The sequence below is a fragment of the Brachybacterium sp. GPGPB12 genome, from assembly GCF_038396325.1.
GTDB classification, from domain to species: Bacteria; Actinomycetota; Actinomycetes; order Actinomycetales; family Dermabacteraceae; genus Brachybacterium; species Brachybacterium conglomeratum.
On sequence record NZ_CP149573.1, the window covers coordinates 881,057 to 900,562 of the forward strand.

The following is a 19,506-nucleotide window of genomic DNA, read 5'->3' on the forward strand; positions in this document are numbered from 1 at the left end:
TATGTCAAGTTTGATCGCTCAGGCGGCCATAAGCGTCATCGAAGACGCGGGATCCCCGATCGCCGGCGGTGCCAATGGGGCATCGCTCCCAGGCGCCTGCACGGCAGGGGCCACGTCCGCTCTCTGCGCAAGATAGACGCGGTCCGAGAGTCGACGTCGTAGCGACCCGCGCCGCCTCTTTGCGAGTCTTGCCGGCGGTGATGAGCTTGTCGTAGTAGGCGGCACCTTCTGCGCCCATCCGGACCTGGGTGAGGGCGACCATGTGCAGGGCGGTGTTGATCGTGCGGTTCCCTCCACGCGAGAGCCGAACCCGGACCTTGTTGCCTGACCAGACCGGGATCGGCGCGGTGCCGTTGAATCTCGCGTAGGCATCGCGGGAGCGAAACCTGGCGATTCCCGCTGTCTCGCCGATGATCATCGCTGCGCCCAAGGCCCCCATGCCCGGGACGGCGACCAGTGAGGGATGGCTGGCGCGCACCAATCGGCTTAGACGGCTCTCCAGCGTGTTGATCCTGACGGTCAGCTCGCGAATGTCGACCAGGAGGTCTCGAGCGATCTCGGCGACCGCCCCTTCGACTGGCTCCAGGTACTCGATCAGCTCGTCCAGGAGGTGGTATCGGCGCGGCGCACGGGAGGGAATATCCAGTTCAGGATCGATTTCGTGGAGGAACCAGCGGGCCTTGGACTGCATCGCTGTGCGCCGTGCGACCAGGGTCCTGCGATGGTCTGACAGGAGCTTGATGTCCCGGGACGCGCCCGGCGACTCAGCGGTCGGCAAGCCCTCTTCGCGAAGTGCTACCCGGGCCACGGCTTCCGCATCAATGGGATCTGATTTCCCGCGTTCTCGGTCGCTGCGCCTCATGCCAGCCATCAACCTGGTGTGCACGCGCACGACTCGGTGGCCGGCCTCGAGCAGGTCCGCCTCGAGTCGACGTGTCAGGTGTCGGCAGTCCTCGACTGCGACGGTGACGTCTTCGAAGTCTTCCAGCCAGGTCATGATTTTCCGGTGCCCGGTGGCACGTGCTTCGACCGTAAGTTCCTTGATCCTGCGACCCACTTCGTCCACCGCGACGAGCGTGTGCCAGTCCTTGTGAGCGTCGATCCCGATGACAGTCATGACAGTCCCTTTCCCAGGCCGGATACTGCTCGAGCAGCGGTGCCGAACGCGGGAGGGCACGCCTCAGTTGGGCATTCGAACCAGCAGGCTCCTATCAGGCCACGCCCACCTCCAGCACCGCGGGCCCCGGCGGGACGGCACATCGAGGACAAGCCGCGAAGGCAGCGAAAAAACGAGCCAGCCCCGCCGGGACACCCTCAGTCTGGTACTGACGCGAAGAAAATCGAGGCGCGGCGCAGGATCTCATTGTCCTCCCGCGCGCCGCTTGTTCTCGGCCTTCAGGCGCTTGACCTCTGCAGACTCCTCGGTCGTGATGCCGGGGCGGGTCCCGTCGTCGACCTCGGCCTGCGCCAGCCAGCGCCGCACGGACTCGCGCGAGACACCTTCCTGCCGTGCCACTGCGGTGACGGCGGCGGTCAAGGTGGGGTACTCCTGGAGGTGCTCCCTGACGAGCCGCACGCACCTCGCGCGCGGCTGGGGATCGATCTTCTTCGGCATGCTGTCCATCCTCTCGGACTCAAACAGCAGCGGCATCAAACCTGGGATGCTTCTATGTTGTGTCAAGCCGCGGCGGCGTCCGGGACGGGGTGGGCAACTGCGAGTGATCGGAAGATCTGGCGGCTGATGTAGCGCTTGAGGCGACGTCGGATCTCTCTGGATGTCTTGCCCTCGCTTTGGCGCCGCTCGATGTAGGTGCGGGTGGCAGGATCGGTGCGCATCCTGGTGAGCACGATGGTGTTCAGCGCGCGGTTCAGCCGTCGGTCTCCACCGCGGTTGAGGCGATGCCTCGTGGTGTTACCCGAGGAGGCCGGGATCGGGCAGACTCCTGCGATCATGGCGAATGCGGCCTCGTTGCGTATTCGGCCGGGGTGCGACCAGACCGTCAAGATCACGGTCGCGGTGACTGCGCCGACTCCTGGCAGGTCCAGCGGCTCGGGAGCTGTGGTCTCCACGAGGTGAGTGATCCGTTCACGGTTCTCGGCGAGGTCCCTCTCGAGCGTCGTGATCTGCTTCGCGAGGCGTGTCGCTTCGGCGCGGGCGGTTGCTGTCCCCAGCGTCTCTTCTCGGCGACGCCAGCTCGCGATCGTCGCGATCTGCGGTCCGGTCAAGGCCCGGCGTGCATCGATTCCAAGGTCGTGGGTTCTCACGAGTGCGGTGAGGGCGTTGATGCACCGCAATCTGTCGGCGTTCTGTTGGTCGCGGGCACCGGTGAGGACTTGGAGCGCCGACTGCAGGTCACCGGTGCGACGATCTCGCAACGTCGTCAACGGCATGACGAGACTCGATCGGGCGGCGAGTAGCGCGTCGAGGGCGTCGGTCTTGCTTCGGGCTCGTGCACGACGCGGGGTCGGTGCCTCGACGACTCGGTAGCCGACCTGCTGCGAAGACGTCGCTGAGAACTGCCCCGTAAGAGCCGGTTCCTTCCACGGCGATCAGCACACCGTCGAGGTCTCCCTCGGTGCGGCGCACGATCCATTCTCGTGCGCGTCGCAGCCCTGCAGGGCTGGTCGGGAAGACATTCTGATCGATGAGGCCGCCGTTCGGAGCCTCGATGATCGCGTAGGAGTGGGTTGCGGCGTGGGTGTCGACTCCGACGACGTATCGGTAGAAGTCCCCTACGGTGGCAGGCAGACTGTTCATGACGATGTTCCTCTCGAATCGCTGGGACGGGACGTCGTTGCCGGCGTCGGCCCAGGATGAGAGTCACTACGAGGCGGGCCTGTAATGAGCCACGCCGCCGAGATCGAGCTCCCGGCGGTGGACATGCTTCTGATCAAGCCATCGTGGTGGGCCAGGGCTGGCGCCGGCACCCGGCCCCCGCCGGACAGATCCCGGGAATGACACCCCGCAGGGGTCAGCCGATTCAGGAGTCACGACGGGCGCCGGGCTACCAGCACCAACCCTGCCAGCCAGCCCCGGGCCGGCCACCACGAACACTTACAGCCGATTCACGTTCCCAGTGACCAGGTACTCTGGGACTGCAAAGATGCTTGACCCATGCGCCCTACGGCTGGTGCGGAACCGCACCACTCAGAGGGACGCCACCACGAGAAGCCACGGAGGGAGCGCCATGAGCCGGACTCAAACGTCGCGCGATGAGCGTCGACGGACGCTCTCGCAAAATTTTCTGGTCACTCCGAGATCCATCTCCAGATTCCTGGACGCCGCCGAACTGGAGCGTGACGACGAGGTGGTGGAGGTTGGCGCCGGCTCAGGCGCACTTACCGGGCTACTCGCCGACCGCTGTGCGCGCCTCGTGGCCTACGAGGTCGACCGAAGCTGGTCGAGCAAACTTGAGGCGGAAGTCGCCCGTCGGACGAACATCGAGATCGTCTACGAGGACTTCCTCTCGGCTGTCTTGCCGACCGGCCCAATCAAGGTGGTTGGAAACATCCCCTTTGGGGCGACGTCGGCGATCGTTGACCGAGTGTTGAGTCTCGAAGCGGTCAGGTCGGCAACGTTTATCACCCAACTCGAGTACGCCAAGAAGCGTACTGGTGCGTACGGCCGTTGGAGCCGCCTGACGGCCACGACCTGGCCGGAACACGAGTGGGAGCTACGTGGACGGATCCCCCGGACCGACTTCCGGCCAGTTCCCCGGGTCGACGCTGGGGTCTTGCACCTGCGCCGTCGCGACTCTCCGTTGATCGAAACTGGCCGGATGCGGGCGTACACCGCGATGGTCGAGCTCGCGTTCAGCGGCGTCGGCGGGTCGGTGAGGGCGTCGCTGAGTAAGAAATACCCCTCGGCCTTGGTGCGCGAGAGCCTCGGTGTCGCAGGGGTGCCGGCAGACGCCGTCGTGGCCTACGTATCCCCGGACCAGTGGGTTACGGTCTTCCGCAGTCTCGTCGGTACGACGTCCGCCACATCGGCGAATGCGGCGAAGCATCGGCGTAGACCTCAGCCCTCGCGGCGAAAGACGAGGTGATGGTGCCGGGCTATCGCCCGGTACTCCTCACGCTCGGCGGCGAGAAGTTCGGCCTCGACCATATCGGTCAACCAGCCAGGCTCGTGCTTGCGGTGCTCGTCAGTCATCACCTCGTTGAAGACCCGGATTCCGTAGAAGCCCACGGGCGTGAACCCGGCCGCCACAATCTCATCGACGACCGCCGTGGTGTCTACTGGAGGCGCGGCAACGTGCTTTCCGGGCATGCCTAGTCGCAGGCCTTCCCCGCGCAGGTCGCCGAGCAACGCCCGAGGATCCTGGGTGCGCACGGCTGTCGTCAAAGGCACCGCTACCGGGTTGGCCACCACCAGCGACACGATCCCGCCGGGACGCGACCGGCCGGCGAGTGCTCGGGCGAAAACCGTCCGGTTGGCGACGTACTCGAGGACGTTGTGCGCTGTAACTACGTCATAGAACTCCGCGTGCTCGCCTAACGCGGCCTCGGCTGGTTCGTGAAGCACGAGCGACTCCCATGAGCGCGCGGACGTCACCCCGCGCAACGCGTCGGTCGCCACCGCCACCATGTCCGGATCAACGTCTGCAATCGTGATGGTGTGACCGCTGATCGCCGCCCGCATTGCGAGGTCGCCGTCCCCGCGACCTACTTCGAGCCACTTCGAGCTCGGGCGAACGAACGGTTCCAGAGTGCGCCATACAAGTTCAATCCGCGACTGGTGCCAGGGCTCCCGCATCATCGTGGCGTAATCCGACGCTCGACCGCGCAACGACCCAGCTACGTCACTAGCCTTGCCGCGACCGGGCCATGCGCTCATGAAGGGTTCCTCAACTCGTGACGATTCTATGCCCCGGCGGCGCCGTGGGCGGCAACTGTGCCATCATACGAGGGTGCGAGTGCTTATATTGTCCTGGGAGTACCCCCCGGTTGTCGTCGGTGGCCTTGGCCGCCACGTGCACGGCTTGTGCGTCGCGCTCGCGGCGGCGGGGCATGAGGTGACCGTGATGACCAGGGGCGCTGATGACGGCACCAGTCCGGCCGTTGAAGTCTTCGAGGGCGTCCGGATCGTCCGAACCGAGCCCGACCCGGCGGTGCCGACGATTGGTCCCGACGACATCGTCACCTGGGCCCTAGCCTTCAACCACGCCCTCACTCGCGGTGCGCTTGCGTTAGAGGGCCCGTTCGATGTGATTCACGTCCACGACTGGTTGGTCGCTCACGCAGGTGTCAACTTGAGCGTTGCGACCGGCGCGCCACTCGTCGTGACCGTGCACGCCACCGAATCCGGCCGTCACGGGGATTCGTTGCGCACCGATCTACACCGCACAATCCACGGAGTCGAACGCTGGATGCTGGGGTCAGCGAACCGGGTGGTGGTGTGCTCGACGCACATGCGTGATGAGGTCCAACGCTTGTTCGCTCTCGCCGTCGGCCAAGTCGAAGTGGTGCCTAATGGTGTGGACGCGCGTGCGTGGTCATCTTTGACGCAACCTGCTGACCGAGGCGGTTTCAAAAAGCACGGTTCCGGTCCACTATTGGTTTGCATTGCGCGTCTCGTGCGTGAGAAGGGCGTCGGGGACCTTATCCGGGCGGCGGCGTTACTGCGGCATCGTCACCGCGACCTGCGAGTCGTCGTCGCGGGTGAGGGCCACAGACGCGAAGACCTCATTGCAGAGGTCGCCGAGCAGGGTGTCCAAGACATCGTCGACCTCGTGGGCTTCGTGCCACAGGACCAACTGGCGGCTTTGCTGGCCGGCGCGTCGGTGGTCGTAATTCCGAGCCGGTACGAGCCATTCGGTCTGGTCGCGTTGGAAGCCGCCGCGGCCGGGGTGCCGAGGGTGGTCGCTGCGACCGGTGGCTTACTCGAGCATGTCCGGCATGACCGGAATGCGTTGACCTACCCGCCGGGCGATGTGGGTGCCCTCGTGACAGCGGTCGATCGCATGTTAAATGAGGCTGGTCTCGCCGAGCGGCTAGTCCGTACTGCCACCGCAGACCTCAGGTCAGCTCCCGGCTGGGATGAGGTCGCGGTCGCTGTGACTGGTGTATATGAGCGCGCCCGAGAAACGATGTGCGAACCTTGATGAGACTCCCACCACATCATGATGGATCAGAGCTGTACGTAAGTGATCCCCACCCACAGCTTGGCGAACTCGTCACCGTGTTCGTCCGCGTGCCGCGGTGGGCCGACGTGCGCCAAGTGTGGGTGCGCTCGCGGCCCGACGGAACGCCGCGCCTACGGGAGGGCGTCCCAGACCGCGTCGAGGAGCACGACGTCATCTGGCGCTGCGAGTCGCCCGTTCACAACCAGGTAACGCGGTACCGATTCCAGCTTCGCTCCCCTGGGGGTCTGTCGTGGTTGACAGCGGCCGGCGTCTCGCGCTGGGAACCACCAGAGAGCACTGACTTCTGCTTAACGACCTTCGCAGGGCCTCCGGACTGGGTGTCGAACAGCGTCTTTTACCAGATCTTTCCCGACCGCTTCGCAAACTCAGGTGCCGCGCGCGAATGGCCGGAGTGGGCGGCGCGGTCGGCCTGGGATGATCCAGTCTCAACCGATTGGCGGGTATCCATCCGGCAGGCCTACGGCGGGGACCTCCAGGGCGTCACCGAGCGGCTCGATCACATGGTACGGCTGGGCGTCAACGCTGTGTACCTAACCCCGTTCTTCAGCGCGCCGTCATCCCACCGGTATAACGCAGATGATTTTACTCATGTCGACCCCCTCCTCGGGGGCGACGAAGGACTCGCAATGTTGTCGGCCGAAGTACACCGTCGCGGAATGCGAATTCTGGGCGATTTAACGCTTCACCACTGCGGCTCGACGCATCAGTGGTTCCAAACCGCACATGAGCTAGGACAGGCCGCGGCCACTTCGGACCACTTCCCGCGGGAGGGGACCGATTTCGCATATTGCCGTGGCATCCCGACCTTGCCCAAGCTCGATTATCGTTCCTCACGTGTGCGCGAGGCGATGGTGACGGGGAATAAATCCGTCGTCGCCCGTTGGCTTCAGCCTCCCTTCGAGCTGGATGGATGGAGGGTCGACCTGGCCAATATGGTCGGGCGATACCGTGGCTCGGATGAGAACCAGGCAATCGCACGCGCCACTAGGCGAGCGATGAGCGCGGTGAACCCCGCGACCTACCTCGTCGGTGAGCACATGTACGATGCCTCTCCGGATCTACTTGGCGACGGTTGGCACGGCGTTATGAACTATTCAGGGTTCACGTGGCCAGTGCTCGGCTGGCTGGGGGACGTCGAGCCGCTCGGGCGGGCTTGGTTCATGGGAAATCCCGTGATGCCCTCCCTCTCCGGCCAGGACGTCGCCGACGCTCTTGACGCTTATCGCTCCAACGCACCGTGGACGGCGACGACGCACGCATTGAACCTACTGGGCTCCCACGACACGCCGCGATGGCGGTCGGTGGCCGGAGACGTTGAGACTGCAGTGGTCGGAATCGGGTTGCTGATGAGCTACCCCGGTGTGCCGTCGTTGCTGTATGGCGATGAGATCGGCCTCACCGGAACCAAGGGAGACCTGGCGCGGTCCCCAATGGTTTGGGACGAGAGCCGTTGGGACACCGCCTTGTTCGAGGAGTACCGCCGGCTCATCCATTTGAGGCGCGACCACGTCGCCTTAGCACGGGGGGCTTCCGCTGGGTTCACGTTGGGGAGGACGTTTTGATCTTTTTGCGGGAGAGCAGCAGTCAGCGCTTGCTCGTGCGGGCTAGCCGACGCGCCCACCGACCCGTACCCCTACCTCCCGAAGTTCTGCTCGGCTATCGCGCGACCAGCGCCGCTCTGCTCTACGGGCAGGTGCCTCTACGAGAGAGACCCGATGGCGTCGTCGAGGTGCCCGGCGAGGGCCCCTCGTTCGAGGTGTGGGAGCTCGACACCGCGCCGGCGCAACGTCAGGTGTCGTAGTGGTTTAGCACGGAGCCGCCGGGGGACACGAGATCGTCGACGTATGGCTCAACCCGCGGGTCGAGTTGGACGCTTTCGGAGGCGAGGTAGCCGCCGAGCTGGTCGGTGTTGCGAGCGCCGATCAGGATGCAGTCCACCATGGGCCGGGCACGCAGCCCACGCCAGCGCCAACTGTGTCAGCCCAGTGCCGAGCTCGTCGGCGAGCGAGCGGAGAGCGTGCGCTCGCTCGAGGCCTGCGCGGAAGCGGGGCTCGTCATCAACGGACCAGCGCAGTAGCCTTCCTGACGGCGATGGATCCGCATACTTTCCGGTGAGCAATCCCTCGGCTAGGGGGCTCCACGCGACCACCCCCATATCCCAGCGGTCCAGAGCAGCGGCCGCGACGTGTTCGACAGCTCGCTCAAGCATGCTATACGGAGCCTGGTCACACACGGCCGGAGGCGCTCCAACGGCCGCAAGTGCCTGCTGGAGCGCATCGAGCTGGTGGTTGCGGAACGTGCTCGTACCAATCCGCAGAACCTTGCCCTCAGTGACAAGCTCTGCCAACGCACCCGCGGTCTCCTCGGCTGGGACGTCTGGATCGGGACGATGCAACAGCGACAGATCGATACGGTCGGTGCCCAGCCGACGTAGCGAGATCTCAGTCGCGCGTCGGACCGCATCCGCTGACAGGCCCCGGTCGGCAGGCCGGGGCCCGAACGGTGCGTACACCTTGGTACTGATCACGACCTCGTCGCGAACAGGTGCGAGGAAGGCGCCGACGATTTGCTCAGACCGGCCGCGGCCATAGTTATTGGCGGTGTCGAAGTAGGTGATGCCGTGGTCGAGTGCCGCGCCCATCAGTCGCTCCGCTTCCTCGGCCGAGGTGTCCCAGCCGAAGAGCCAGGTGCCGAGCCCCCACGGTCCTGGTTGCCACCGCCTCGCAAGTTCGCGGGGAACCTGCCCCCAGCCCGCGCGGGCACTATCCTGCCCGTCAGACATTCTCACGTCGCCGGGACGGGGACGGGCCGCCCGCCCGCACGGGCCGACTCGGCGGCGGCGGCGCCCGCAAGGGCGATGTTGAGCGACGCCTCGAGCGACAGGTCCGGCAGGCCGCCCGCCACGGCCGCCAAGAAGCGCCTAAGCATAAGCCTTTCGGGCTCGCGGCCCAGGCCCCACAAATCTCCGTACAGTTCGGCCGGGCGGGTGGGGACCGTCGTCCATTTCCCGCTATCGTGCCGGTACACCCGTATGTCGCCCTGGTAGGCACCTGCCGGATCCGACTCAAGGGACCACCACTCTCCTGTAAGGTTCCACCGGGTCACCGGGCGGGGCGCCAGGCCGCTGCTCGCTACGTAGTGAACAGCGCCGGCGGCGGTCTGAACAAGCGCTACCGGCTGTAGAGGCCCGTCCCGTCTGCCGCGCCGGTTAAGGGGCTCTATGCCGGTGACGACAGTCGCCCGATCGTCCGTCAGGTGCAGGAGCGGCCCGAGGCCGTGGGTTAGGTACCTCGACATTTCCAGATCCTCCCTCCACCGAGCGGCTGGAGCGGAGGAGTCCATCTCCAGGTACCAACCCTCGCCACCCAGCACGCCGCCGCGTAGGACGGACAGCTCCCGGCGCATCGCCAGCACTGCGGGGAAGTAACAGAAAGATTCGGCGAGGGCGGCGTGCCGACCGCCGCGCTCGGCGGCCGAGCGGACCGCGTCGGCTTGCGCTGCATCGGTAACCATAGGGCACTCGACCAGCACGTGGCGACCGGCGTTGAGGGCCGTCACTGCAATGTCCGCCTGGAACGATGGCGGTGTGGCGACGACGACCACCTCGGGTCGACAGGCTCGAAGCAATGTCGCAACGTCGTCGAAGGCGTCGACCCTGAAGAGGCCGTCTACCGACCGGCGGGCCCTCGCGAGCTTGCGGTCGCAGACTCCGACGAGCTGAGCGTCGGGGTGCCCCACCAGCGCCCTCACAAGCGCGTGGCCGCGCGGCCCGGCGCCGACAACCGCGACCCGGAACCGTGTGATCATCGACCGGCCTCCCGGCCTGGCCCGGGTGCGTAGAGGAACCGCTGGCGCTGCGAGGCGCGACGCTGGGCTACCGACCGGCTAATGACGTGCAGGTCTTCGCCTGAGCGCCTCGTCCAGGGTGGTACGCCAGTTCGTAGCGAAGTCGTGGTGGCGTCGGGCATCTTCGGCGGCGGCGGTGCCCAGCAGGATCCGCTCCTGAAGGGGCATTCGGGTGAGTTCGTCAATCATCCGGGCGACACTCTCGACGCTGCGATCCTCCGCAAGGACGCCGTTGCGTCCGGGCACCACCAGCTCCCTGTACACGCCAGTCGGGACGGCTGACACAACTGACCCCCCGCCGTCGCTCATTAGCGCGGCCTCGACCGGGGTTACCGAAGCGGCCTCTCCCCAGGACAAGAATGTCGCCGTGAGCGTACCCTCCCATTGACACAGCGCTGAGATCACGTCATCGTCCTGGCCGTCCAGTAGCACCGCGGACGACTCGAGCTCGGCCACAGTATGCGCCAACGATGGGTTGGGCACCGGATTCAGTACCACGGGCACAACCCTGTCATCAATCAACCGACATGCCTTGACAAGTAGCGAGAAACCCTTCCCTGCCCCCGCGCGACCCCAGCTGAGCGCCAGGGGCCGATCGAGTGGTACGCCGAGGGTGCGTAGCGTATGACGCACAGTCGAGTCGGGCTGGCGCCGGAACTTCGCGTCGCTGGTCGGCACCCCGGCCCGAGCGAAGAGCATGTCGTCCTCGTCGATGCCGTAGACGCTCGCGTATTGCCGACGCATCCACGCGGACTCCCAGCCGACGTTCACGCGTTCGTCAGAACGGGCTAAGTGACCCATCACGGCGTCGCTGTATGCCTCGGGCCGGTCTGCCCCGCCGTGCGCGCTTATGGCCGGATTGTGCGTCATGTGCACGTAACTGACGCGCAAGCCCAACTGGTCTGCGGCTCTCAGCACGAACCGAGGCGCCATCGCGAACATGCTCATCCCGCCGATCACCAAGACGGAGTCAACCGACTGGGCGAGATGTGCCACTAGTCGCCCCACGGCGGCGCCGAGAGCGACGAAGTGTTCCAGATGGTCCGACTCCGAGCTGGAGCGGCGGGGGTCGACAAGCGGATGGAACTCTACGTGCCCCGGTCGGACGTATTGCTCCATCGCCTGCTCTAGCGCGGCGTCATCAACACGTCCTCCTAACGCCCTCTCGGCTACATGCCAGGTCAGTTCGACGCCGTGCGCGGAGGCAACCTCCTGGGAAATAGCTCGTGCGTCCAGGATGTTGCGGACGTAGCGTGCTACGCCACCGTCTACGCGGTAGAACCCCTCATTCGTGACCAGGAGCACCGCGACCCGGTGGTCAGCCATTCAGGCTGGACAGGGCGTCGTCGAAGCCGTGGCGGTAGAGGTAGGCGACCACAAGCCGATTCATCCCGATGCCGCAGCGGCCGCTCCACAGTTCCTCGCCATCCGAACTGCTGATCCCGAAACTCTGGGTCATGTGGTCGCCCTCGGCGGAGCATCCGGAGATCTCGCGCAGGTCGAAGCGGTCATCGAAGTGATTGGCCCACTCGGGCCTGAACCGATCTGCGCGCAGACTACTAAGCGGCACCTCGATGTCCTGAACCGGAACCTCGTCGGGTGTCTGGGCGTCGTCCTGCATCTGAACCAGCGACGGAATCTCCATGCAACCCTCAGCGACGACGACCTGCCAGGCAAGATCCCAGCTACTCAGCGGCCCGGTCAGGCCCTCACGTACCTCGCGGCGGATGCGCCGTACGTCGTCCCGACTGCCCAGAAACACGTGCTCGACCCGCATGAATTCCCGCGCCTTAATGGGGCCGTCCAGGTGGCGTGACAGCTCGTTGCGCCAGGTCCACCCGCCGAGGGTCTCGACGATACGGATTGGGGTCGTGGAGACGTCGAGCTCACGGCCCCGGAGCATCTGGTAGAGGCTGATGCACTGGACAGGGTCAAGCACTTGATCGGCGTCAACGCCGGCGGGAACGAGCGACTCCGGTGCGTACTGGCTAAGGCGGAAGCTGTCGAGGGCCTCGCGCGGGATCAGCCGCGGAAACAGCCACTCCTCAAATCCGAGTTCGGCGGCACGGTCGAGCACCGCGCTCTGGAGCTTGCGCAGGAGCCTGACCCACGGAGCGCCATAGACGTACTGCCCTTCGGCAAACTCGTGAATCCACCCCCTGTCGAGTGCCTCTGCGGTCACATCGCCGCCGGCCATCTGCTTGATCTCCTGCGTGTCGATGACGGTTCCCAGCTTCATTCCGTACTCCTAATCGTGTGTCGGTCATCTCGGGCGCGCAAAACTTCGCGGACGCCGCTCGTCAGGCTAGTAGCATAGAATAGGTCCGGCGCGGTGCTCTCGGCGGCCCGCTGCACAGGCGTGATGACCACGGCGCGCAGTCCGGCAGACAGCGCCGCCTGGGCATCAGTGGCCCGATCTCCGAACATCCAAGAGCGACTCAAGTCGATCTCGAACTCCTCGACCGCACGCCGGAATAGGGCGCCAGCCGGCTTGCGGCACCCGCAACGCAACGCCGCAACGTGCGGGCAGACGTAGACGTGGTCGAGGACGAGTATCTCACGCAGTTGGCGGTGCATGCTGTCCAGGTCGCAAGGGTCGAGTAGGCCGCGATGTACGTCGGGCTGATTCGTCACGACGAACAAGCGCGCCCCAGCGGCACGCAGGGCCGCCGCCGCCACGACGGCGTCCGGCACAAGTGTGAACTCGTCGACTCGCCATGGCGAACTCCGGCGGTCGTCACGCACTACGTGCGCGTTTAAGGTGCCATCGCGGTCAAAGAACACCGCCCATCGGTCTAACATCCCGCCTCAGTTTCCCCACATGTCATGCAGCCGCCATCCATCGCGCCCGCTCAGACTTGGGGCGGCCGCGCACAGGTCAAGCAGGTTCGTCCGGCGGACCGACAGTGAGCCCAAGTCCAGCGACAGGTACTCCTCGTGGGCAGTCACCAGCACAACACAGTCAGCGTCGGTCGCTGCGGATGACACCGTGCAGCGGCGGTCGACCGCATCGAGCGCGATCTGTTCCGCGTGCGGGTCGTGCGCCGTCACCGTACAGCCGAACGCAGTGAGCTCTTTGGCTAGCCGCAGGGCGGGCGAGTCTCGAAGCGTCGTGATTCCCGGCTTGTAGGTCAGCCCCAGCAGGCACACGCGCCGCTGATACAGACCATCGAGAATCCGGTCTAGGAGAGCCACCGGTGCGAGCGCGTGGCTGGCATTCGAGCGGCTGACCGCAGCAAATAGGGTATCGCGGCCGAACATCTCACCCGCCTCCCACAGCGCTCGGACATCGCGCTGCGGCGTCGCGCCAGCATATGCCTGTCCGGGACGTAGCGGGGCCTTTGGGCTCACTCTTGAGTCTGCCCGGACTGCTTCCATCACGGCAACCGGGTCCGCTCCGAGTTCGCGAGCGATCCACCCGAGATCATTAGCGAAAACGATGCACATGGACAGGAAGACGTTCGTGCCGTGCTTGACCAGTTCGGCTTCCACGAGCCGGACCCGCCGGGTATCTCGTGCGTTCCACTGGGCAACCAACTCAGCGACCACGGGTGGGAGGTCCGGAGCGTTGCAGCCCACAACCAGGCGCTCGGGGTGCAGGAAGTCCTCGAGTGCCGACCCGAGCCGCAGGTTCTCGGGCACGTGGACCAGGGCCCGGCTGTCCGCCGGCAGGCCGCTCGAGCGCAGAAGCCGCTCGCAGGTGCCTGCCCGAACTTGGCTACTGAGCAATATTGCCGGTCCGCTGACTCCGCGCGCCAATAGCGCGCGGACCGCATCCTCGGAGCGCGAGTCGTCGGTCTCCCCGTTGACGGTCGTACGCGAGTCGTAGGCCACCGCAACGAGCACTGCGCTCCCCAGAGCTCGGTCCAGGTCAGCCTCATCGGCCAGCACGACGTAGCGACCGTCGGCGGCGCGGCCGCGATAACCTCGGCCACGCCCGGTTCACCGGCCGTGCCGCCACGTGCCTCGAGGACTCCGCGCGCGCTCTCATCATGGTCCCAGCCCCGAACGGAGTAGCCAAGTTTGAGCGGCCCCGCTGACGTGACCGACGCGAGGTGCCAGTCTCCTACGACAACGACCTCATCCATTGGTTCTGTGCTCCTGCAGGAGACGACGCACGCACGTCACCAGCGCGTCGAGCGACGTCACGGATGCGTGCCATCCGAGCCCGTGGGCCAGCGAGAGGTCGAACTCGACCACCGGGACGTCTCCCGGCCAGCCGCGGCTCGTATCGCCGAACTCAATCAGGGGATCGACCCCAAGCTCCTTGGCGACCATCTGCGCGATCTCGGACACGCTGACGGTGTCTTCCGCTCCGAGATTTGCGACCAGAACGTCTCCAGCGGCGTAAGCAGGAAACGTCAGGAGGGCCCGAGCGCAATCCTCAGCGAGGAAGTAATTCTTGCGCTGACGTCCGTCGCCGAGCACTTCAAGTCTCGTGGGGTCCTCACGCGCCTTATGCAAGAAGTCGTACACGACCCCGTGGTTGAGACGGCCGCCCACGACGTTGCCAAAGCGCAGGATAGTCCCCTCTATGCCGTACAAATGGTTGTATGAAGAAATCAATGCCTCGGCCGCCAGCTTGGAAGCGCCGTACACGGAGATGGGCGACAGAGGTCCATAAGATTCCGACGTCGGCCGCCGCGAGGGCTCGCCATAGACCGTGGACGAGGACGAGAACGCGATTCTCGTGCGGCCGGTGGCACGCATCGCCTCCAGCACGGAGCGAGTTCCAAGGATGGACTGCTCTACGTCAACCCAGTTGTCGACAAGGCCCACCCGCATGTCAACGCTCGCGGCGAGGTGCACGACGTCGTCGACTTCGTTGATGTCGATTACGCGCCGAAGAGCCTGGGTGTCGAGAATATCGATCTGCTCGAATAGGCACGTCCCGGCCTCCACGTGCGGTGCGATCCATCGCATCGTGCTGTTGGAGAGGTTGTCGACCACCACTGGCGTGCGCCCATCGGCGACGAGTGCGTCAACGACATGGCTTCCAATGAAGCCGGCACCGCCGGTGACCAGCGTTCGTCCGTTCACAGATCTTCTCCCGTCGTGCGCATCGCAAGGCAGATGGCGTGCGCGATCAGTAGGTGCAGCGACTCCACCCCCGGTGTTGCGTATGGTTCCACGTCCATCTCCACGTTTACGTGCACGTCGGCGAGGTCGCCCAGTGCACCCCCGTCGAAGCCGGTGACGGCGATAACCGAAGCACCATGCGACCTTGCGAGGCTCGCGAGCTCGACTAGGTTGTTCGATACCAGACCCTCCCGCGAGCCGCCGTGCACGGAGAAGAGCACCACGGCGTTCGTGCCGACCAGGTGCTCACCCTGTAGCCATGGCTCGGCGAGGTGCGCCAATGCCAGCGCGGGGTCATCATCGTTCGTCCATGCAGTGAGACAACTGATGTCGTTCGTGAGGGCCACGGTGCGCAGGTGGGGGAACCCAATCCGACGAGTGAACTTTGTAAGGTCCGCCGCGAAGTGCGCCGCGGTCGAGCTGGAACCGCCATTGCCGGCAACGAGAACGACGCCGTTTTGCACCCGGACCTGGTGCAAAACTTCGGCGGCACTCAGGATGCCTCGACCGCTAATTCGGTTGAGCGCGTCGGAGGAATTCCTCCACAACATCGCTATGTCGTCTGCTGTATTCATGGTGAAACCTGCTCCCATCGTTGGTTTTTCGCTGACCGGTAGGCGGCCTCTACGACGGCGAGAGCTCGCCGTCCAGCGTCGCTCTCCTGGAGCCGCGGTCTCGCCGTCGCCTCCCGGAAATACTCCCACTCACGATCCCAGGAGCGGTCCATGCCGCGAAACTCGGTGATCTCCTGTCGGAACGGGCCGTCGGTACGGGGTTCGACCACCAATGTCTCCACCCCGTACGAACCACCGAGGCCCACGACCCGGATGGTCGCCCGCTCGCACGTAACCTCGAGCGCGAACCGGTTGCGCCAGAAGGCGAGACTGCTTCGCACAGTAGCGGTCACCCCCGACCGCAGGGCGAGCAACAGGTGCGCGTCATCCTCCAGGTTGCCCGGCAGGGCGAAGTGGTGTCCCAGTCGGGCAACCACGGCGTCGACGGGCGACACCAGGTGCTCGACTAAATCCACTAGGTGGATGCCCTGCTCCATCAGTCGCCCTCCGGATACCTGCGCTGGGTCGGACCGCCACTCCTGTGCATACCCGTCCCGCAGTCCGTGTCCATAGGCGGCGTCCAGCGCTAGAACTCTACCGTGGGCTCCAGTCTCGAGTAGCTCTCGCGCGGCCGCAATGGCCGGGTGGAACCGATGGTTGAACCCGCAAATCAGGATCCGGCCCCGCCGGGTCGCGACCTCGGACATCACCGTTGCGTCCTCACTGGACGCGGCGAGCGGCTTCTCGCACAACACGTGCTTTCCGGCCTCCAGTGCCGCGAGGACGATCTCGCGATGTGACCTAGGCGGCGAGGCAACGATCACGGCGTCTAGGTCCTCGCGCGCCACGAGGTCCTGCCAACTGTCGACCGCTTCGCCCCCGAATCTCTCAATTATTGCTTCGGCGCGCCTATCTCGCTGGGAGTAAAGCGCGATCAGCCGATCCTCCGGCGCCAGCGCCGCCAGCCGTCGGTTGGCCTGCAGTCCGGCCCCCACAATACCTACCCGCACGTCATCCTCATACTTCCTCTCGTGATCATGAGATCGTCGGCGCGGCCTCCTACCGAAACGACCTGCGCAGACCAGTCGCAACTGGTCGTACCCGTATGTGCCGCAGTCCCCACGTGGCCATCAACGCCCGAATTTCCTGCGCCCGACCAGGAACTGCCGCCACCAGCAAGTGCCCGCCTCCGCCAGCTCCAACGACCTTGAACCCCAGCACACCCATCGAGTCAGCACAAGCTGTCAGGCGACGGCACACTGGATGGTCCGCCGCAGGGTTTCGCCTCACCTTCTCATCCCAGTGTCGACGCAAGACCGCGCCGATCTGATTGATGTCCTCGCCGAGGAAAGCTCGCTCGTTCTCGTTCGCGAGCCGAAGCGCCGTGTCCACGACCGCGGAGTTGACTAATCCGGACGAGGCGAGGACCGTCGCGGCGTCGCGGGTTTCGGGCAGGCCGAACAGGATCAGTCGGGAGTCCTTGAGGAGTCGCGTCGCGGCCCGCAGCAAGTCATCACGGGTGTGATGGATCACATGCCCTTCGGTGTTGATGTCGAGCCGCACCGCGCCACCGATTGCAGACACCCAGCAGTCCTGTTTACCGACCGTGCGACCCAACCGGTCGCGCTCGATGGTGAATGCGATTTCGGCGATCTCCGGCTTCGGCAAGACCCGACCGACACGGCGTGCGAGCGCATCGACGAGTGCGACCAGGTAGGCGCCCGACCCGCCTAGACCCGAGCCGGGTGCTACCGGTGAGGTTACAACGACGTGAACGGCTTCCGTGGTTGCTAGGCAGGCGGTCGCGGCGCCGACGTAGAGGTCGGCGGAATCGGCGGCGTGTTCGACTCGGTACCAACCGGGTCGCGGCGGGACCGCGGCGCGCGCGGCGTCGGGATCGCTCGCGACGGACACGACGACCTCACGGTCGATCGCCACGGCCAGCACCCGTGTCTGGCTCCACTGGTAGAACTCCGGTAGATCGGTGCCGCCGCCGGCCACTGGAAGGCGCATCGGGGCGGCCGACACTATTACGTCAGGCACGGTGTAACCCTTCCAGCGTGGACCGAACTCGCTGCGCGCCTCCCCGGCGTGCCGACATCGAGCACCGGCCCTTCGACAAATACATGGGCAAGCGCTCGCGTCGGCACCATCGATCCGAAAAATGTCTCGTCATCGTCCCCACTGAACGTGTCGAGTGCGTCTGCCTGCAGGTACCGCGTCCCGCGGTCGATTAGCGGCAACGGCGAAGACTTGTCGTAGGACACAACCAAGTCAGCGTCCACTTCGATATTCCCCTGGTCCATCGATTGCGACGCGGCGGCCGTCGTCATGACCGCCGCGGCGCTGGTGCGCTGTGCCACCTGTGCCAGTCGCTCCCAGATACTGTCGACTTGCGGGGGCAGGACGTCGCCTAGGACGAGCAGAAACTCCGAGGTAAGCAGGTCTCTTGCAGCGCGTAGAGCGCCCACTGTCCCTGCTGGTGAAGCTTCGCGCCGATACTTTACTCGGTACGGCCGCTCGGACGACGTTGCGAACGCGACCACCTGTTCGGCGTGGTGGCCCACCAGCAACAACACCTCGTCCGGCTTCCATTGGTCGACCACGTCGAGCACATGGGCGAGAAATGGTGCCCCGGCAACCTCGACCATGCACTTCTGTGATCCGCTGGTGACCTGGCGCGACCGGGTCCCAGCGCCCCCACACAGCACGACGACCTGCCTCATGACCGCGCCATCGCGTGCCTGCGGACAGTGCTCGCAACGTGCGCGACCTGCTCGTCTGTCATCGCTGGGAAGATTGGAAGAGAGAGCAGCCGGGGGTACACCTCGTCGGCCACTCGAACATGGGCCGGATCGGTGGGGTAGTGATCGGCGTAATAGCTGAACTGATGGAGCGGGCGCAGGTGCACGCTAGTGCCCACACCGTCGGCCGCTAGCCGGGTGGCCAACTCGTCACGCTTGAGGTGCGCCGGGACCCGGACGATGAATAGGTACCAGGACGACCTGTTGGTGCGAGTGTCGGCGGGCGGCAAGTCCAACCCCGGGACGCCGTCCAGCTCTTCAAGATAGATGCGGGCGATGCGAGCGCGCCGCGCGTGTAACGCGTCAGCACGCGCCAACTGGCACCGCAATACCGCCGCGAGGATATCTGGAAGGTTGTACTTGAACCCGGCGGCGATTACGTCGTAGTGGGGCGAGCGGCCGAAACGGTGCCGGTCGTGCGCGCTTCGGTCGATGCCGTGTCCGCTCAGCACGCGGCACCTCTGCTCAACGTCCGCGTGAGGTGTGACAAGCAGACCACCCTCCGCGCTGGTTAGCGGCTTGGTGGCGAAGAACGAGAAAGCCGCGGCGTCCGACAGCGCTCCTGGGGTAATGCCGTCCCGCTCTGCCGGGAGCGCGTGCGCGGAGTCCTCTATGAGACGCAAGCCGTGCTCATCGCAGAACCTCCTGGCGGCGCGTACATCGGCCATCCTGCCAGCCATATGTACGAGAACGAGGGCCTTGGTGCGCGGCGTGAGGGCCCGACGCGCCGACTCGAGGTCGATGTTCAGCGTGTCAGGCTCAACGTCAACCAGCACCGGACGGGCCCCGGCGTGCACGACCGTGGTCGCTGTCGCCGTGAAGGTTATGGTCGGGACCACGACCTCGTCGCCCGTACCGACGCCCAGTCCTAACAGTGCCAAGTGCAAGGCGACCGTGCCGGAGCTCAGTAACAGCGCGTGCGGGACCTTCAAGTACGTCGCGAACCTGGACTCAGTGTCGCGCGCGACATCACCGGTCCCGATCCACCCGCCCTCGACTACGGACAGCACCGCCTGCTGTTCCTCGCGCTCGAGGTACGGCGCTGCGAACGGCACCACGAGAGGCTCAATAGCATTG

General features: G+C 65.5%; 19 protein-coding genes and 2 pseudogenes. 5 read left to right on the top strand and 16 right to left on the bottom strand.

From position 1 onward, the window contains the following. Window positions 1-4: 4 nt before the first annotated feature. The 3 genes and pseudogenes from WKH84_RS04895 to WKH84_RS04905 form a co-directional block, all read right to left on the bottom strand. Window positions 5-1,117, bottom strand: coding sequence for an IS110 family transposase (locus tag WKH84_RS04895; RefSeq protein WP_341855823.1), 1,113 nt, complete (start codon window positions 1,115-1,117; stop codon window positions 5-7). 264 nt (window positions 1,118-1,381) lie between these two features. Beyond that, window positions 1,382-1,615, bottom strand: a pseudogene (locus tag WKH84_RS04900) (transposase); the annotation flags it as partial. Between the two features lie 62 nt (window positions 1,616-1,677). Beyond that, a pseudogene (locus WKH84_RS04905) lies at window positions 1,678-2,758 on the bottom strand (IS110 family transposase). A gap of 430 nt (window positions 2,759-3,188) precedes the next feature. On the opposite strand from WKH84_RS04905, the gene erm reads away from it, so the two are divergent. After that, a complete protein-coding gene (gene erm, locus WKH84_RS04910; protein WP_341855824.1) occupies window positions 3,189-4,046 on the top strand; it encodes a 23S ribosomal RNA methyltransferase Erm in 858 nt (285 codons plus the stop codon). On the opposite strand, the gene WKH84_RS04915 is transcribed toward erm, so the two are convergent. Next, window positions 4,019-4,837, bottom strand: a complete 819-nt coding sequence (locus tag WKH84_RS04915; RefSeq protein WP_341855825.1) for a methyltransferase — start codon at window positions 4,835-4,837, stop codon at window positions 4,019-4,021. The two genes, erm and WKH84_RS04915, sit on opposite strands and share 28 nt — an antisense overlap. Window positions 4,838-4,865: 28 nt before the next feature. On the opposite strand from WKH84_RS04915, the gene WKH84_RS04920 reads away from it, so the two are divergent. From WKH84_RS04920 to WKH84_RS04930, 3 genes are all read left to right on the top strand, one after another. Then, window positions 4,866-6,104, top strand: a complete 1,239-nt coding sequence (locus WKH84_RS04920; protein WP_341855826.1) for a glycosyltransferase family 4 protein — start codon at window positions 4,866-4,868, stop codon at window positions 6,102-6,104. Between the two features lie 359 nt (window positions 6,105-6,463). Then, window positions 6,464-7,708 carry a glycoside hydrolase family 13 protein gene (locus WKH84_RS04925; RefSeq protein ID WP_341855827.1) on the top strand — a complete coding sequence of 415 codons (1,245 nt, stop codon included), beginning with the start codon at window positions 6,464-6,466 and terminating at the stop codon, window positions 7,706-7,708. A 29-nt stretch (window positions 7,709-7,737) separates the two neighbouring features. Beyond that, the gene (locus WKH84_RS04930) at window positions 7,738-7,947 is read left to right on the top strand and encodes a hypothetical protein (protein ID WP_341855828.1); all 210 of its coding nucleotides are present in this window, start codon (window positions 7,738-7,740) and stop codon (window positions 7,945-7,947) included. On the opposite strand, the gene WKH84_RS04935 is transcribed toward WKH84_RS04930, so the two are convergent. Further along, window positions 7,935-8,087 carry a hypothetical protein gene (locus WKH84_RS04935; RefSeq protein WP_341855829.1) on the bottom strand — a complete coding sequence of 51 codons (153 nt, stop codon included), beginning with the start codon at window positions 8,085-8,087 and terminating at the stop codon, window positions 7,935-7,937. The genes WKH84_RS04930 and WKH84_RS04935 overlap by 13 nt on opposite strands. A 244-nt stretch (window positions 8,088-8,331) precedes the next feature. On the opposite strand from WKH84_RS04935, the gene WKH84_RS04940 reads away from it, so the two are divergent. Further along, window positions 8,332-8,580 (top strand): hypothetical protein, encoded by a 249-nt coding sequence (locus WKH84_RS04940; protein WP_341855830.1) that lies wholly within the window; start codon window positions 8,332-8,334, stop codon window positions 8,578-8,580. 350 nt (window positions 8,581-8,930) lie between these two features. On the opposite strand, the gene WKH84_RS04945 is transcribed toward WKH84_RS04940, so the two are convergent. The 11 genes from WKH84_RS04945 to WKH84_RS04995 all read right to left on the bottom strand — a co-directional run bounded on the left by WKH84_RS04945 (window position 8,931) and on the right by WKH84_RS04995 (window position 19,487). Beyond that, window positions 8,931-9,953, bottom strand: a complete 1,023-nt coding sequence (locus WKH84_RS04945) for a Gfo/Idh/MocA family oxidoreductase (protein ID WP_341855831.1) — start codon at window positions 9,951-9,953, stop codon at window positions 8,931-8,933. A gap of 78 nt (window positions 9,954-10,031) precedes the next feature. After that, window positions 10,032-11,297 (bottom strand): hypothetical protein, encoded by a 1,266-nt coding sequence (locus WKH84_RS04950; protein WP_341855832.1) that lies wholly within the window; start codon window positions 11,295-11,297, stop codon window positions 10,032-10,034. A 13-nt stretch (window positions 11,298-11,310) separates the two neighbouring features. After that, window positions 11,311-12,231 carry a hypothetical protein gene (locus WKH84_RS04955; RefSeq protein ID WP_341855833.1) on the bottom strand — a complete coding sequence of 307 codons (921 nt, stop codon included), beginning with the start codon at window positions 12,229-12,231 and terminating at the stop codon, window positions 11,311-11,313. After that, window positions 12,228-12,776 (bottom strand): HAD-IIIA family hydrolase, encoded by a 549-nt coding sequence (locus WKH84_RS04960; protein WP_341855834.1) that lies wholly within the window; start codon window positions 12,774-12,776, stop codon window positions 12,228-12,230. The genes WKH84_RS04955 and WKH84_RS04960 overlap by 4 nt, the downstream gene beginning before the upstream one ends. 24 nt (window positions 12,777-12,800) lie before the next feature. After that, window positions 12,801-13,883, bottom strand: a complete 1,083-nt coding sequence (locus WKH84_RS04965) for a UDP binding domain-containing protein (RefSeq protein WP_341855835.1) — start codon at window positions 13,881-13,883, stop codon at window positions 12,801-12,803. Window positions 13,884-14,072: 189 nt separating this feature from the next. Then, entirely contained in the window at window positions 14,073-15,032 is a 960-nt protein-coding gene (locus WKH84_RS04970; protein ID WP_341855836.1) for an NAD-dependent epimerase/dehydratase family protein, read from the bottom strand. Continuing rightward, a complete protein-coding gene (locus WKH84_RS04975) occupies window positions 15,029-15,646 on the bottom strand; it encodes an SIS domain-containing protein (protein ID WP_341855837.1) in 618 nt (205 codons plus the stop codon). Before WKH84_RS04975 ends, WKH84_RS04970 begins: the two co-directional genes overlap by 4 nt. Beyond that, a complete protein-coding gene (locus tag WKH84_RS04980) occupies window positions 15,643-16,635 on the bottom strand; it encodes a Gfo/Idh/MocA family oxidoreductase (protein ID WP_341855838.1) in 993 nt (330 codons plus the stop codon). Before WKH84_RS04980 ends, WKH84_RS04975 begins: the two co-directional genes overlap by 4 nt. A gap of 49 nt (window positions 16,636-16,684) precedes the next feature. Continuing rightward, window positions 16,685-17,626 (bottom strand): hypothetical protein, encoded by a 942-nt coding sequence (locus WKH84_RS04985; protein WP_341855839.1) that lies wholly within the window; start codon window positions 17,624-17,626, stop codon window positions 16,685-16,687. 29 nt (window positions 17,627-17,655) lie between these two features. Continuing rightward, window positions 17,656-18,351 (bottom strand): NTP transferase domain-containing protein, encoded by a 696-nt coding sequence (locus WKH84_RS04990; RefSeq protein WP_341855840.1) that lies wholly within the window; start codon window positions 18,349-18,351, stop codon window positions 17,656-17,658. Next, entirely contained in the window at window positions 18,348-19,487 is a 1,140-nt protein-coding gene (locus WKH84_RS04995) for a DegT/DnrJ/EryC1/StrS aminotransferase family protein (RefSeq protein ID WP_341855841.1), read from the bottom strand. The genes WKH84_RS04990 and WKH84_RS04995 overlap by 4 nt, the downstream gene beginning before the upstream one ends. Between the last annotated feature and the right edge of the window lie 19 nt (window positions 19,488-19,506).